This window comes from Spiroplasma endosymbiont of Poecilobothrus nobilitatus (assembly GCF_964030655.1).
In the GTDB taxonomy this organism is placed as follows: domain Bacteria; phylum Bacillota_I; class Bacilli_A; order Mycoplasmatales; family Mycoplasmataceae; genus Spiroplasma.
This window is the reverse complement of sequence record NZ_OZ034915.1, coordinates 1,374,469-1,389,680: the sequence shown is the minus strand read 5'-3', so window position 1 is coordinate 1,389,680 and position 15,212 is coordinate 1,374,469. Positions and strand designations below refer to the sequence as shown.

16 protein-coding genes, 1 other RNA gene, 3 pseudogenes and 1 other annotated feature are annotated in these 15,212 nt (G+C 24.3%); of the genes and pseudogenes, 15 read left to right on the top strand and 5 right to left on the bottom strand.

Going from position 1 to position 15,212, the window contains the following annotated elements; genetic code table 4:
• Positions 1–172 precede the first annotated feature (172 nt).
• From AAHM76_RS07975 to AAHM76_RS07965, 3 genes are all read left to right on the top strand, one after another.
• Entirely contained in the window at positions 173–622 is a 450-nt protein-coding gene (locus tag AAHM76_RS07975; RefSeq protein ID WP_342256088.1) for an IS1/IS1595 family N-terminal zinc-binding domain-containing protein, read from the top strand.
• A gap of 58 nt (positions 623–680) precedes the next feature.
• Positions 681–1,301 carry a transposase gene (locus AAHM76_RS08770; RefSeq protein ID WP_425289494.1) on the top strand — a complete coding sequence of 207 codons (621 nt, stop codon included), beginning with the start codon at positions 681–683 and terminating at the stop codon, positions 1,299–1,301.
• Between the two features lie 154 nt (positions 1,302–1,455).
• Entirely contained in the window at positions 1,456–1,929 is a 474-nt protein-coding gene (locus AAHM76_RS07965; protein ID WP_342256086.1) for a hypothetical protein, read from the top strand.
• On the opposite strand, the gene AAHM76_RS07960 is transcribed toward AAHM76_RS07965, so the two are convergent.
• The 4 genes and pseudogenes from AAHM76_RS07960 to AAHM76_RS08765 form a co-directional block, all read right to left on the bottom strand.
• Positions 1,887–2,998, bottom strand: a protein-coding gene (locus tag AAHM76_RS07960; protein ID WP_342256085.1) for an IS3 family transposase whose coding sequence is annotated in 2 segments (ribosomal slippage) — positions 1,887–2,755 and positions 2,755–2,998 — 1,113 coding nt in all. Because the reading frame shifts where the segments join, the coding sequence is not laid out codon by codon here. The genes AAHM76_RS07965 and AAHM76_RS07960 overlap by 43 nt on opposite strands.
• A 60-nt stretch (positions 2,999–3,058) precedes the next feature.
• Positions 3,059–3,466: a hypothetical protein gene (locus tag AAHM76_RS07955; RefSeq protein WP_342256084.1), complete on the bottom strand. Its 408-nt coding sequence runs from the start codon at positions 3,464–3,466 to the stop codon at positions 3,059–3,061.
• Positions 3,432–3,629: a hypothetical protein gene (locus tag AAHM76_RS07950; protein WP_342256083.1), complete on the bottom strand. Its 198-nt coding sequence runs from the start codon at positions 3,627–3,629 to the stop codon at positions 3,432–3,434. Before AAHM76_RS07950 ends, AAHM76_RS07955 begins: the two co-directional genes overlap by 35 nt.
• A 69-nt stretch (positions 3,630–3,698) precedes the next feature.
• A pseudogene (locus AAHM76_RS08765) lies at positions 3,699–3,788 on the bottom strand (IS1/IS1595 family N-terminal zinc-binding domain-containing protein); the annotation flags it as partial.
• Between the two features lie 223 nt (positions 3,789–4,011).
• Here AAHM76_RS08765 and AAHM76_RS08760 point away from each other — a divergent pair.
• From AAHM76_RS08760 to rplL, 12 genes and pseudogenes are all read left to right on the top strand, one after another.
• Positions 4,012–4,113 (top strand): annotated as a pseudogene (locus AAHM76_RS08760) (IS3 family transposase); the annotation flags it as partial.
• Positions 4,114–4,339: 226 nt separating this feature from the next.
• The gene (locus AAHM76_RS07945) at positions 4,340–4,510 is read left to right on the top strand and encodes a hypothetical protein (RefSeq protein ID WP_342256082.1); all 171 of its coding nucleotides are present in this window, start codon (positions 4,340–4,342) and stop codon (positions 4,508–4,510) included.
• Between the two features lie 150 nt (positions 4,511–4,660).
• Positions 4,661–5,809, top strand: coding sequence for a hypothetical protein (locus tag AAHM76_RS07940; protein ID WP_342256081.1), 1,149 nt, complete (start codon positions 4,661–4,663; stop codon positions 5,807–5,809).
• A gap of 15 nt (positions 5,810–5,824) precedes the next feature.
• The gene (locus AAHM76_RS07935; protein WP_342256080.1) at positions 5,825–8,029 is read left to right on the top strand and encodes a DUF4091 domain-containing protein; all 2,205 of its coding nucleotides are present in this window, start codon (positions 5,825–5,827) and stop codon (positions 8,027–8,029) included.
• A 9-nt stretch (positions 8,030–8,038) separates the two neighbouring features.
• On the top strand, positions 8,039–9,223 hold the full coding sequence (locus tag AAHM76_RS07930; RefSeq protein WP_342256079.1) for a hypothetical protein: 1,185 nt from the start codon (positions 8,039–8,041) through the stop codon (positions 9,221–9,223).
• 14 nt (positions 9,224–9,237) lie between these two features.
• Positions 9,238–10,509 carry a hypothetical protein gene (locus AAHM76_RS07925; protein WP_342256078.1) on the top strand — a complete coding sequence of 424 codons (1,272 nt, stop codon included), beginning with the start codon at positions 9,238–9,240 and terminating at the stop codon, positions 10,507–10,509.
• Between the two features lie 43 nt (positions 10,510–10,552).
• Positions 10,553–10,975: a transfer-messenger RNA gene (gene ssrA / locus AAHM76_RS07920) on the top strand.
• A 328-nt stretch (positions 10,976–11,303) separates the two neighbouring features.
• Positions 11,304–11,561, top strand: coding sequence for a hypothetical protein (locus tag AAHM76_RS07915; protein ID WP_342256077.1), 258 nt, complete (start codon positions 11,304–11,306; stop codon positions 11,559–11,561).
• A gap of 60 nt (positions 11,562–11,621) precedes the next feature.
• A pseudogene (locus AAHM76_RS07910) lies at positions 11,622–12,733 on the top strand (IS3 family transposase).
• A gap of 188 nt (positions 12,734–12,921) precedes the next feature.
• Positions 12,922–13,290, top strand: coding sequence for a hypothetical protein (locus tag AAHM76_RS07905; RefSeq protein WP_342256076.1), 369 nt, complete (start codon positions 12,922–12,924; stop codon positions 13,288–13,290).
• Between the two features lie 83 nt (positions 13,291–13,373).
• Positions 13,374–13,481 (top strand) — a sequence feature (ribosomal protein L10 leader region).
• A 71-nt stretch (positions 13,482–13,552) separates the two neighbouring features.
• Positions 13,553–14,044, top strand: coding sequence for a 50S ribosomal protein L10 (gene rplJ / locus AAHM76_RS07900; protein WP_342256075.1), 492 nt, complete (start codon positions 13,553–13,555; stop codon positions 14,042–14,044).
• Between the two features lie 55 nt (positions 14,045–14,099).
• Entirely contained in the window at positions 14,100–14,465 is a 366-nt protein-coding gene (gene rplL / locus AAHM76_RS07895) for a 50S ribosomal protein L7/L12 (protein ID WP_342256074.1), read from the top strand.
• Positions 14,466–14,475: 10 nt separating this feature from the next.
• Here the strand turns inward: rplL and AAHM76_RS07890 are convergent, their stop codons facing one another.
• Positions 14,476–15,012 carry a hypothetical protein gene (locus AAHM76_RS07890; protein ID WP_342256073.1) on the bottom strand — a complete coding sequence of 179 codons (537 nt, stop codon included), beginning with the start codon at positions 15,010–15,012 and terminating at the stop codon, positions 14,476–14,478.
• Between the last annotated feature and the right edge of the window lie 200 nt (positions 15,013–15,212).

Genomic DNA, 15,212 nt, shown 5'->3' with positions numbered 1-15,212 from the left:
TATTTAATTAAATAACATTTTTTTAAATTTATTAATTTCTTATTAATTTTTTTGTTAAACTAAATATATAGATATTGTGCTAGCCTAATTCTTTAATTTTGTAGAAAACTATTGATATTTATAAAATATACCTAAAATTAGGTATATTTTTAATATAAGAGGTGAATAATTAATGGAAAAAATAATTGAAGAATTAATAAATAGTTTAACAGATGATCAATTTTTAGAATTTCATGAAAAAATCAAAAAAGAAGCAGAATTAATTAAAAAACAAAAACGCTTTAATGAAATTGATCAAAAATTTAGGGATAAAGGTATTAAATGTCCTAATTGTCAATCTTTTTATTGTGTTAAAAATGGTCATAATCCTGAAGGAAAACAAAAATATTTATGCAAAAAATGTCGTGCTAGTTTTGATGCTTTTCGTGATCATTTTACGTATTGAAGTCATTTAAATTATGAACAGTGAAATTTATTGATTCAAATTTCATTATTAGGCCAATCTAGTAAAATGATTTCCCACTTTATTAAAACATCACCGAAAAACGCTTGATATAATCGCCAAATAGATAGCATTACAAAAGTTGAGATTTTACAAAAAAATATAAATAAAAACAACTAAACAAATTAAATAAATTTACTAAAAACCTAATATTAAGCATTTTTTTTGCATTACTTAATTAATAAGTAAATTTAATTTTGTTTGTTATACTTACAAACCTCAACTTTTTTCTTACTATCAAAAATCAAAACAATTAGAAAAGACCCAATTAAAATTTAAAACGTTAAATGGCCAAATTCAAATCGATGAAACATTTATTAAAGAAATCCACAAAGGTAATTTTAAAGATAAATTTGATAAAAGAAAAATTCATCTTGATTCATTTTCAACCAACACTAAATGTTGTATTCAAATGGCTGTTGATAGCAATAATAATATTTATGTTAAATCAACCAACACAAAACGATTACAAAAACAGTGAATTATTGAAAATATTAATAAACAATTAATCAAAGAAAATTTAATTATTATTTCTGACATGCAACCATTATATTTATTAGTAGCAAAACAAACAAATTCTATTTTATTAGCAACTAAAACTAGTACAAATCCTGATGCTAGTTATCGGAAGTTAAATAAAATTAGTAAATTACAATCAAATCTTAAAGAATCCTTAATTCATTATCATGGCTTAGGTTTCACGAACATTCAAAATTATTTAAATCTCTGAAAATGAAAATACCAGCATAAAGGTTTAACGCCAAACCAACAATCATCGGTATTATATTTTAACGTATAAAAAAGTTAAATAACAATATTAAAAGTTTATATAATTTTCTTTTAAAGTTATCATATTTATGATTTTTTTTATTTCATCAAGAGTTTTCTACAAAATTAAAAGCCTAATTTATGATAAATAAAATTAATTGCTAGGGAAGTGGGGAAAATTAACAATGAAAAAGATATATACTTTCTGCATTATTGCAAGTTCTATTTTTGTTCAAAATCTAACCTTTAGTGAAGTTGCTAATCATAGTCGTAACACTCCATTTAGTTTTAATGAAAAACAATATATTCAAACAAGAATTGAAGGACTTGACAATATTTCTCGTAATGCAAAAAAAATTTCTAATAATATAGTTTATTTTGGAACTTCACGATGAATTTATTTTTTGCCTAATGATACAACAAAAGCAAAAAAAATTAATGGGATTGATGATAATGTTATTGCTTTAACAGTTGATCAAAAAAATAATATTTATTATGTAAACGAAGATCATAAAATATATATTTATGATGGTAATAATGGAACAATTGTTAAAATTGAGGGTTTAAATGATGAATTAGTCGATAATTGGAATGGCAACACTTTTTATGACACTTTTTATATAGACATTTGTTTTCTAAAAGTAACTGGAGATAAATAATTTAAACTGCCATGAATTCTAATATTGTTATATCAATGCACAAAATCAAAAAGTTCGTATTTTAATTGTGTTAAATTTTTAAATTTTTTACCCTTAATAAATTCAGTTTTAAAAGTTTTGTAAGTTGTTTCAGCCACAGCATTATCATAAGGGCAGCCTTTATTGCTTAATGATCTTTTAATATTAAAAGTTATTAAAATTTCATCAATGATTTTATTTTTAAACTCATTACCACGATCAGTATGAAATAGAGTTATTTGATTTAATGGTCGTGTTATTTTATGAAAATCTTGTTGGACCAGTTCGGCTGTTTTATTCGGCCCAGCACTATAACCAATTATTTCACGATTAAACAAGTCAATTAATAAACAAATATAATGTCATTTAGCGCCAACTTGAACATATGTTAAATCACTAACAATAACTTCATTAGGTTTTTTGTTGTTAAATTGACGATTTAAAATATTATTAATTTGGTCATTATTGACTGTTGTTTTATGATTATGATATTTTAATTTGGTGTATTTAGAAACCAAATTATTTTTGATCATAAAGAATCTGATTTTTCGCCGCGATAAGATGATATCTTTTATGTTTAAAATAACTTTAATTTTGCGAGCCCCATAAATTTTGCGACTTTTATTAAAGGCACTGATAATTTCTTGTTCATAATTATTAATTCGCTTGTTAATACATTTATTAGTTTGATAATAATACGTTGATTTTGATAAACCAAAAATCTTACATATTTTTCTTACTGAATATTTTGTTTTGTTGTTATTAATTATTGTTATTTTTTGGCCATTATCAGTGCGGCTTGCTTTAAAATGTCATTTTCCATTTTCAAGTCTTTAAGTTCTTTTCGTAAAGTTATTATTTCATTTTCTTCTAGTGTGCGATTGTCTTTTGCTTTAAATGAACCATAATTATTATAATTTTTAACTCAACTATAAATAGTTGGTTTTGATAAATTATATTCTTGCCCTAGATTAATAACACTTTTACCATTTTTATATAGCATGACAATTTGTTTTTTAAATTCTTCAGAGTATGAAGTTTTATTTCCCATTTTTATATTCCTTCTTTCTTAATAATTTTATCTAATTTTGAAGTATATATAATTATGGCCCTAATAATTGTAGCCTATCCACCAATGATAATGAATTAAGGATTCTTTAAGATTTGATTGTAATTTACTAATTTTATTTAACTTCCGATAACTAGCATCAGGATTTGTACTAGTTTTAGTTGCTAATAAAATAGAATTTGTTTGTTTTGCTACTAATAAATATAATGGTTGCATGTCAGAAATAATAATTGAATTTTCTTTGATTAATTGTTTATTAATATTTTCAATAATTAACTGTTTTTGTAATCGTTTTGTGTTGGTTGATTTAACATAAATATTATTATTGCTATCAACAGCCATTTGAATACAACATTTAGTGTTGGTTGAAAATGAATCAAGATGAATTTTTCTTTTATCAAATTTATCTTTAAAATTACCCTTTGTGGATTTCTTTAATAAATGTTTCATCGATTTTAATTTGGCCATTCAACGTTTTAAATTTTAATTGGGTGTTTTCTAATTGTTTTGATTTCATTATTTTTTGGCGATTATATCAAGCGTTTTTCGGTGATGTTTTAATAAAGTGGGAAATCATTTTACTAGATTGGCCTAATAATGAAATTTGAATCAATAAATTTCACTGTTCATAATTTAAATGACTTCAATACGTAAAATGATCACGAAAAGCATCAAAACTAGCACGACATTTTTTGCATAAATATTTTTGTTTTCCTTCAGGATTATGACCATTTTTAACACAATAAAAAGATTGACAATTAGGACATTTAATACCTTTATCCCTAAATTTTTGATCAATTTCATTTAAGCGTTTTTGTTTTTTAATTAATTCTGCTTCTTTTTTGACTTTTTCATGAAATTATAAAAATTGATCATCTGTTAAACTATTTATTAATTCTTCAATTATTTTTTCCATTAATTATTCACCTCTTATATTAAGAATATACCTAATTTTAGGTATATTTTATAAATATCAAGAGTTTTCTACAAAATTAAAGGAATTATTTGATTACATTAATTGGTACAATAATATTCGAATTAATAGCAAACTAAATTATTTAACACCAGTGCAATACAGAAATTATTATTCTACATAAAATTTGTCCAAAAAACCCTTACCATTCCAAACTGCTATTATTATTGTATATATTATGACAGAATCATTTGTTAATTATTTCTTAAAATTTATGGCTGTGATGAAAGCTTTAGGATATTAAAATCGTGAAATTAATAGTTTAACATTAGGAATATTTACTCCGTTTGCTTTTCTATCATGAATTTTAGGTGTTGGGATAATGTGATTAATATTATGACTAGGTGTTTATGGGGTTTATTGCAATTGCTAAAGTAATTATTTCATTTGGATTCCCATGAATTACGATTCCAATTACTTTTATTTTAATGGCAGGAATATATTTAATAACATATTGAATTTCAACTTATAAAATTAATCATATGAGTATTCAAGAGCAGGTTAATGCAAACGAAGTATAAACCTAACAAAATAAAAAATCTAAGCAAAACTTAGATTTTTTATTTTTAAGTTATTTTTGAAGTTTTAGTTGTTACCTTGTTTTTTTTTTTTTTTTAATATAATTGAATTTGAACCTATAAACCAAAAAATATAAAATGGAGAAAATAAAATTGCGAAAATTATTTTATTTAATGATATTTATTTTTCCTATTACTACAAGTTTTAGTTTGATTTCAACTAATATATGATGAAAAGAAACAAAAAATTTAGGCCTTTTATTAAAACCACAATCAATTATGACTAATAACAAATGAGGCTTAAATAGTCTTTGGGGTTACGATGATGGATTAATGCCATCGATTCGTAGCAATGTTATGCTGGGTTTACAAAATAACTTAGGATTAAATATTGTCAAAAATTTAAGAGTTGATATTTATTATGGTCATGTTGATGATAATAATTTTTATAATGCAAAAACAATTAATTTTACTGATTTTACTAATACTAATTATATTTTTTGGTTTACTGTTGGAATTTTTGAAACAGAAAAAAGTGAATTTTATGGGCATAGTTTTTTACAGTTTGATTATCGCCCAACTTGAAATTTTATTAACAATCAATTTATTAAATTTGATAATTCAAAAGGACAAATTGACAGTGAATATAAACTTGTTGATAATTGAAATAAACTATTAAGTAACCAAGTAATTCTTAATAATTTTAATAAACAATTTCAAAAAATGGGATTAGATATTTCAGCTGGGATGGAATTACAACCAGGACAAATGACATTAAATAAGGATATTAGTTTTTTTATAAAATTAAGTAATAAATTTATTTCTGAGAAAGATAATATGTTAACAATTAATAATGATTTATTTAAATATATTCCAGAACGATTGCAAGCATCATTATTTAAACTTCCTGGGGAAACTTTTGCAATGAATACAGCAGCAACTATTAAGATTACAAGTAAAGATTTTAAAAATCATAATTTTGATTATGCAATTTTAGATAAAAATGTCACTTTAAATAATACCTTAGCTAGTTTATATTATGATATAAAATTATTTGTTATTAAGGCAATTGATACAATATACCATTATAATTTAGCAATGAGTGTTTTTGAATTACAATTTCGTAAAAATGGATATTCTGATCCCAATTTACTTGAAAAGGAAACAACATTAGATAAACTATATACCTTTTCTTCGGGCGGGAAGAAAAAGCATTGGGTATGATTAGAATTAATTAATGCAAAAAATACCTCACTAGATTTAAGCACTTTACCAGGTGTTCATTTAGGATTTATTGTTTAAGAGAGGAATAAACAAATGAAAAAAATATCGTTTAAGAATATGAATCAAATTTTATTAGTTGTTTTTTTAATTCCTCCTTTTGTGATGATGGTTGTTAGTTGTAGTCGTTTTGAAGGTAATTATCCTGGTGGTTGCAGTGGTGGTCGTTATGATAACCAGTTTAATTTTCAGTATGGTTGTGGTAATAATCAAAATCCACAAGCAGATGATAATTCATATTTCCATACTTTTTTTGGTGATTCAAAATTTACTTATAGTGCTTATAATGAAGATAAAAACGGCAATCCATTTTTTTATGGAAATCGCAAAGATTTATTGAAGTGTACAAATGATCGTCCGCGCTTAACAACATGAAGAAATCAGCATCTTAATACGCAGTTAATTTTATTAAATAAGGAAGATATTACTAAATATAATGATTTACAAGTATCAATTATAAATGATAATAAAGACCCAGCGATTATTAGTGAGATTGTTTTTTTAACTTATATTAAAGCTTTTCCAAATGCAGCAAGTTCTAATCGTTATATTTACCCGGGAGTACAATATATGCCTGATGCGCTAGGAAAAAATACATTGTCTGAATTAACATATGATGTTCATCCGCTTTGAATTAGTCTTTTTATTGGGTCACAAGCAAAGCCAGGAATTCAAAATTTTACGATAAAATTAAGTTTTCGTTTTAATGGTCAAGTTAAAACTAGTATTGAACGTAAGTTTATTGTTGAAATTAAAAATTATCTTTGAAAAACTGATGATTCAAATAAACCAGTGCATGAACGATTTGGTTTTAGTGCGACATCATTTCCTTCAAATGGTATGAAATATATTGATACTGGTGATAATTTAAGACAGAAAAGAGCAAGTGTAAAAGAACTTGATGACAAAATTGGTCTTTTTGATAATAATTTACCAAGTTATTTATCCCCAAAAATGCGGCTATATTTATTAGCACATTTACAAGCATTAAAAAAATCTAATACATTTTATTTATATGGTCCCGGATGAAATTATCAATTAATTCAATGAGTAGGAAAATTAAATAAATCATCAGAAGGATGAACTGATGAAGAATACGAAGATTATATTAAAAGTAGTGATTTAAATGTTGTTTTTAATGATCCAGATTGAGAATGAGAATTTGATTTTAATGCATTTGATGAATACTTAAAAGTTGCTGCTCAATTAGGATTTACGGAGTTTATGTTTTCAGCAATGGAACCAGGAACCTTTACCTTTTTTTACCTTAAAAATGGGGCTAAAAAGGGTCCTCAACGAACATTTAATGCTGAATTAGTAAAATCAAGTAATGGTATGCCTGGGAAAAACTTTGGTGCTTATTTAAAAACAATTCATAGTAAATTTATTAAAGCATTATCAAATCACTGAAATTCAATTCGAAACAAACCAGAATACTTAACACCAAATGGTAAACAAATTACTTTATATGAATCGTTTGATGAATTAGCAGATAAAACTAATGAATTAACAATGAAAAATGTGGCTGAAAATGACCCTTATAATCTTATTAAATCTAGTATTTTTGCTGGTTGACGCTTTCGCTATAATCCATTTGATGAAGATGATATTCAAAATATTTTTGTTAATAAATATGACCAAATGATTTTGCAATACCGTGAAATAGTAGAAAAATTTAATAATATTAATATTTATAAATTACGAAGTAATATTCTTCGTCGTAAAACATTTGGGAATGCAACTATGATTTATACTTCTTGAAATAATTTTCCAGCAGCGTATATTCAATCTGATAATAGTGAACAAGTATGGGGACCTTTAATGGCTTATAAATTAGGGACAAATGGTTATGCAAGATGGTCATATGATTTATATCGAGATGATTATTATACTAAAAAAGAAATGAATGGTCAATTTGAATCGGGAGATGATAATTTAGTTTATGTTGGAAATATTAATGGTCCGCGTTATAGTGTTCGCTTTAAAAATTATATTGATGGAATGGAAATAGTTCATAAAATGATGATGTTAATGGAAATATATCCAGATAAAAAATATGATTTAAATCGAGTCCTAAATTCAATTGGTTTTCCTGCTTCAACAACAAGAGATAATAAATATAAGTGATATCCAAACCAATTTACATTAGATGATGTTGTGTTTGAACAACCAAGTTTAAATTATGGAAAAACAATAGGAGAACAAGTTTATGAATTATTTATGTATGTTAATTCATTATAAAAGAGGATTATGAAAAAGTTATTAGAGTCATTATTAGTAGGAACTATCTTATTTGGAAATATTAGTCCTCTTATTGCTTGTAAAACTACACAAGAAGAGAATATTAATTTTGATTTAACACAAATTGATGAGACAGTATTTCAAAATTATTCGTGAACAGTTGATCAAATGTTAGGTAGTGAACTTGGTGGGTTTCAAACTTTGCGGAGTACTGTTCTTAAAATTATTCAAATTAATTTTAGAGAAATTGATCTTTTTAAAATTAATGTTGATATTTATTATGGTTACCATACGACACCTAATCCAAATTATTTAATTGACTTTAGTGCTATACGAAACTTATTACCAATTACTTATTTTTCAATTCATATTACACCAAATAATTATGGTCATTACCAAAATGAAAAATGAATTACAATTAATACTAATGTTGATTTAACTGAATTAAATATTTTTAAAAATAGTGTCTTATTTTATTCTAATAATCCAGCGCCATTTGATAATGCTAAATTAATAGCAGGATTTGTACAAAATATTAATAATATTTTTCAAACGGAAGAAGGATACGAGGAAATTGTAACATATTATAGAAATAAAAAAATGTGAAATGACAATAACCCGTTACCATTTGGATTCTTTAATTTGAAAATTAATGTCAAAAAAGACAGTAGTAAATTTATTAAATTTTATGCATCAAGAGCAATGCTAATATTTAATCCCACAGTTTTTGAAAGTAATTATAAGGTAATCCTAGAAAGTAAAGGATTTAGTTTTTATAAAAAACCAGAGTTCTTATCAGTTTGAAATGTTTCGATTGACAGTAATGATTTTAATGCTAAAGACTGAAGAAATATTGATTGGAAACCCGTTACTAACAAAACATATGCTGGAACAACTACTATTGCGGAAGTTATTAATGATGTAACTGATTATTTAATTAAGTGATCATCACATGTTCATAATTCACATTTTATGCAAGCAACTGATGTAAATATTGTTTTGAAAAAAGGCGCACAGCCAAATGTCTTAGATTTGTGGCCACCAAAAACTCAACTAAAAAATTTATGAAAGAGTGCTGACCATGGGGGATTACCATATGTTTTTGCCTGATTTAAAAGTAGTAATAAAAATTATCTTAAAATTAATCATGCAACCGGAACTGTTGGTACACATGTTTCTTTTAAAATTACTTAAGGAAGGAGAAAAGTATGACAGATTTAGTATCTTTAAAATATTTTATTGTTTTAAATATTTTATTTCTTCTTTTTGGTAGTAGTTGAGAAGGAATTTATTTATTAAAACATTTTAAAAATAAAAAAAATAGTGAAAGTTTAATCGCCAGCAAATTATTTTATTTTTTATTAGTTATTATTAATATTGGTTTAATTCTGAATGTATTACAATTGTTTTTATTATTTTTAACATCATATTTTACTTTTAGCAATAATTATTTGCCAGAATGAAGATTATTGTCACGAAAGATTTTTTATGCTATTACAACAGCTACTAGTATTTTTACTTTTATTTTATTCTTTATAATAACTTATTCATATCAATGAAAAACAATTATTTATTTTAATCACCAAACATTAAAAAGTATTTTTAGTGAGTATGACTTGAATGATAACCAAGTTAAAGTGTCTATTTTTAACAATATTAGTTTGTTTCAGTTTCTAGATAAATATTTAATTTGTAAAACAAATAGTAAATTTTATAATAAAATTACAACTTTCTTTAAATGTAAAATTCAAGAAAATAATAATAATTTACAAATTTTACAAATGAGAATATTACGATTGAAATATTATTCACCCAAAAAAATTAGTTTTTTCTTAACAAAAAAATTAGATTTTCAAAAGTTCTGAACGTGGTTAGTGTTTGAAAAGAATCTTAATATTACTTTAATTGTTGTTACAACCGTTCAAATTCTTTTGACTTTTTATATTGTTTTATCCGGTATTTTTCAATGAAACATCAAAGAATGGATTGTTTATAATTATAATGGAACAAATTATTCGTTAAACCCGAATAACATTATTTATATTTTAAGTATCTTTACTATTGTTTGTTTTATAATTGAGTTTTTGTTGGAAAGTATTATATGCTTAATAAATTGGATTAATAAAAATGATAGTGCAATTACAGTCAATTTTTTAAAACTTATAATGCTAATTACTAGTCTTGGATTATTTAGTTATTTTTTTAGTAGTTTAAATTATTATGTTGAATATTTAAATTTAAAAAATAATAATTTAATTACAAAACCTAGTTTAATTGTTGAACGATTATTATTTTGATTACAAAAGGATTATATTCTAGGTATGGGACTTTTCTTACTATTTACCTTATTTTTTAGTAGTTTTAGTTTAATGATGGATTACTATGCTTTAATTCGAATTACTTTAGGTTCAAAAATTGGAAAAGAAATTAGTTATGAATATCATTTTAAGCAATTATTTCAAAAAAAATGTATTAAATAGTTATTATTTACTATTTAATAATTTAAGAGTATAATTATTGCATGGGGATGTTCCGGTTTCGACAGGAATGATCTACTAATATTGGCAGTAGTTTAGCAGACTATAATGCTACTAGGTTTGAAGAAACGCAAACAAAAAACAAAAAAGAGACAAAATTGAAATGCCAGCTTTTATAATGAACAATCAATTAGCGGGATCAATGTTAGTAGCTTAATTCCTCGCTGTTAGAGGATTGCTAGCCGTAATAGTAGTTAATTGTAGATTATTAACTATTATCGTATCTCAAGTCTTAATCTAATAGAAATTCTAATTGATAATGTTAGAATTTTGAAAGTCTTATTATCTAGTTATTTAATTAGTTGTCTAATCCTATTATTAAATAATAAAAAAAGATGATTAGACTAAACTGTAGAAGATATTAGAATGTTATTTGTGGACGCGGGTTCAATTCCCGCCATCTCCACCATTTTTTATTTTTATTAAAAATAAGGTAGAAATTAAAAGAAACTTGCTTTGTCATAAATAAATTATTAGATTCAAGAAATTATTTATGAGAATTTTAGTTTCTTTTTTAATTCAAAAATATTTTTAAAAGGAATGATATAATAAAAAAAGTACAAGGTTTGTTAAAAGAGATGAAAATAAGTGAGTAGTATTTTAAATATTATTTTTGTATATTTATTATTTATAATTATTTTTCTATCATTTATATTTTTACATGAGGTTTAGTGCGTAATTCTTTTGCTCGTTTTTCAATTTATTATCAAGTTGTTATTGGCGGTGTTTTCGCAATTTTGGTTATTATTGCCCAAGGATTAATCCCATTTTTTGTGCCACCAAAAACTGGCGAAACCAATACAATGATTGCTATTAATATTTTTCTGCCAATAATAGTTTGTTGAATGATGGGTGTTTTTATTTCTTGCTTTGCCACAATTTTATATACGATTATTATTTTTACTTTTCTTTTTGCAATTTTACCATTTTTAAATAATAATTATTTTTTATCTTTGACAGGTACTCCTAATATTTGGATGGGCTACAATTATTAGGACCATAATTATATAGACTTCAAAATTAAATAAAATTATTAAGAAAGAAGGAATATAAAAATGGGAAATAAAACTTCATACTCTGAAGAATTTAAAAAACAAATTGTCATGCTATATAAAAATGGTAAAAGTGTTATTAATCTAGGGTAAGAATATAATTTACCAAAACCAACTATTTATAGTTGAGTTAAAAATTATAATAATTCTGGTTCATTTAAAGCAAAAGACAATCGCACACTAGAAGAAAATGAAATAATAACTTTACGAAAAGAACTTAAAGACTTGAAAATGGAAAATGACATTTTAAAGCAAGCCGCACTGATAATGGCCAAAAAATAACAATAATTAATAACAACAAAACAAAATATTCAGCAAGAAAAATATGTAAGATTTTGGGTTTATCAAAATCAACGTATTATTATCAAACTAATAAATGTATTAACAAGCAAGTTAATAATTATGAACAAGAAGTTATCAGTGCCTTTAATAAAAGTCGCAAAATTTATGGGGCTCGCAAAATTAAAGTTATTTTAAACAGAAAAGATATCATCTTATTGCGGCGAAAAATCAGATTCTTTATGATCAAAAATAATTTGGTTTCTAAATACACCAAATTAAAATATCATAATCATAAAACAACAGTCAATAATGACCAAATTAATAATATTTTAAATCGTCAATTTAACAACAAAAAACCTAATGAAGTTATTGTTAGTGATTTAACATATGTTCAAGTTGGCGCTAAATGACATTATATTTGTTTATTAATTGACTTGTTTAATCGTGAAATAATTGGTTATAGTGCTGGGCCGAATAAAACAGCCGAACTGGTCCAACAATCTTTTCATAAAATAACACTACCATTAAATCAAATAACTCTATTTCATACTGATCGTGGTAATGAGTTTAAAAATAAAATCATTGATGAAATTTTAATAACTTTTAATATTAAAAGATCATTAAGCAATAAAGGATGCCCCTATGATAATGCTGTGGCTGAAACAACTTACAAAACTTTTAAAACTGAATTTATTAAGGGTAAAAAATTTAAAAATTTAACACAATTAAAATACCAACTTTTTTATTTTGTGCATTGATATAACAATATTCGAATTCATGGCAGTTTAAATTATTTATCTCCAGTTACTTTTAGAAAACAAATGTCTATATAAAAAGTTTCCTAAAAAGTGTTGCCATTCCAGCTACAATCCATAATAAAATATATAATTCACATGAAGAATATATACAAGATGTTATAAAATGAAATACATAATATTCAAATCGTAAAGAAAAAGATATAATTAAAAAAATAGTAAATACTTTTTATTAGTACTTACTAAAATGGGCGCACTCTAGTTTATTGGATAAAACAGCGTTATCTATTACTGTTGACAAAAATAATAATGTTTATTATTCAACAGTACTTGCTGGGGTGTATTTTTTTAAAAATAAAACAAAACAGGTTGAAAAAACTAATATTTTCGGAACTTCTGTCCATACAATTACTATTGACCAAAATGATAATATTTTTATTAAAAATAATGAAGGTTCTTTTATTTTTCAAGTTTACGAAGAACTTGTTGTTCCGCCTGTAGTAAAACAAAAAGACACTTTGGCTGTTGAAATTTTAGGATATGTTTTTTTAAGTTCTTCTGGTGCAGTTGGACTATATTGCTTGGGTACATGGTTATGGAATAAATATCGGTATAAGAAAATAAGTCAAAAGTAAAACAAGATTAATAAAATTTTTTAAAATAATGTTTTTTATTTGACTTTTAACAAAAATTATAATACTATATTAATTGGTATTGTACCATAGTCATCAAAATACCATAGACAGCAACGGATTTTATTAAATCTTAATTATGTTGCCGAGGCATTATTGAGATATAGAACAATGACATGTTTTTATATTATTTAAATAATGTTTTAGGCAATTAATCCATTGGTTAATTGCCTTTGCTTTTAAAATTATTATAGGGAGGTGAAGAATGAAGCCAGCAATGAAAAATAAAACAGCAGTTGTTAATGAAATTGTTAATAACTTTAAAAATGCTAATTCAGCAGTTATTGTTGAATATCAAAAATTAACGGTTGCTGAATTTACAGAACTAAGAAGAATGCTTACAAAACAAGATGTAAACATTAAAGTATATAAAAATAACTTAGTAAGTTTGGCTGCTAAAGAAGCAGGATTTGCTGAATTAGACCAATTTTTAACAGGTCCTAATGCTTTTGCGTTTGGTACAGGTGAACAGATGGCTGCCGCAAAAACTTTAGCAAAATTTGAAAAAATACATCCAGCAATAAAATTAAAAGCTGGAATTTATGAGGGTAAAGTTTTAGACACAAAAGCAATTGTTGAAATTGCAGCGTTACCAACAAAAGATGAGTTACTATCAATGTTTGGAGCAAGTTTATTATACCCATTACGTATGTTTATAATAGCAGTTAAAGAAATTATTAAAACAAAAACTGAATAATTAGTTATGTTATTCAAAGATTTTATAGAAAAATCTTAATGAGGAGGAAAATATTATGGCATTATCAAAAGATGATATTATTAAAGCATTAGAAGAAATGAAATTATCGGATTTAAATGAATTAGTAAAAGCAATTGAAGATCATTTTGGTGTTGTAGCTGCAGCAGCAACTGCTGCCGCTCCTGCAGAAGGAGGAGCGGCAGCTGGTTCTTCAGAGGTTAATATTGTGTTAACAGATACAGGACCAAGTAAAGTTGCAATTATTAAATTAGTTAAAGAAATTACTGGAAAAGAATTAATGGCAGCAAAAGAAATTGTTGATAAATTACCAGCAGTAATTAAAGAAAAAGTAAAGGTAGAAGAAGCAGAAGAAATTAAAGGACAATTAGTGGCAGCCGGAGCTTCAGTTGACCTTAAATAATTTAATTTTCTTAAAAAAAGCAAAAATAGCCCTTTGTTTTTTTTTTTTTTTTTTGTAAAATATTACTATGTAAAAATATAGGAGCGGAAAAAATGTTAATAAATTTTTTATCTAATATCACTTTTAATAGATTTATTAACTTTATAAATAATATCTTTTCATCAATTTTTTTTTGAATTTTTATTTTTTTCATTATTAGTATTTTAATCCGCATTAGTTTTTTAAAAACAAAATCTATTAAAAATATTAATAACACCTTTACTAAATTTGCAATTATTAGCTTTATTTTTACTTTTATTAGCAATTTATCAATTTTGCTTATTCTTAATATTTTTATTCAATTTTCTTTTGGATGAATAGAAAGATCAACAATTAATTTATTAAATTTTATTTTTTTATTATTAGCTATCTTTGTTAGCACAACAAAGACAAAATATTTTAATTTTATTGTTTTATTTAATAAATTAATTGCTATTTTCTTTTTAATTATTTTTGCTCCAGTTATTTTTAATTTTATTTTTAATGCATTTTTAAAAACAAAAAACAACTCATTTTATTTAATTTTATGAATGATTGGTTATGGAAGTTTAATTAGTACTATTGTAATTAATAATAGCGTAATGGAAGTAAAACAAATTTTTCGGAGATTATCGTTTGGTTTTATTTTGTTATTATTGTGTTTAATTTTAAATTTATATTTTATTGAAAATATAAATGATATTAAATTATCAATAATTTTTAAAAATA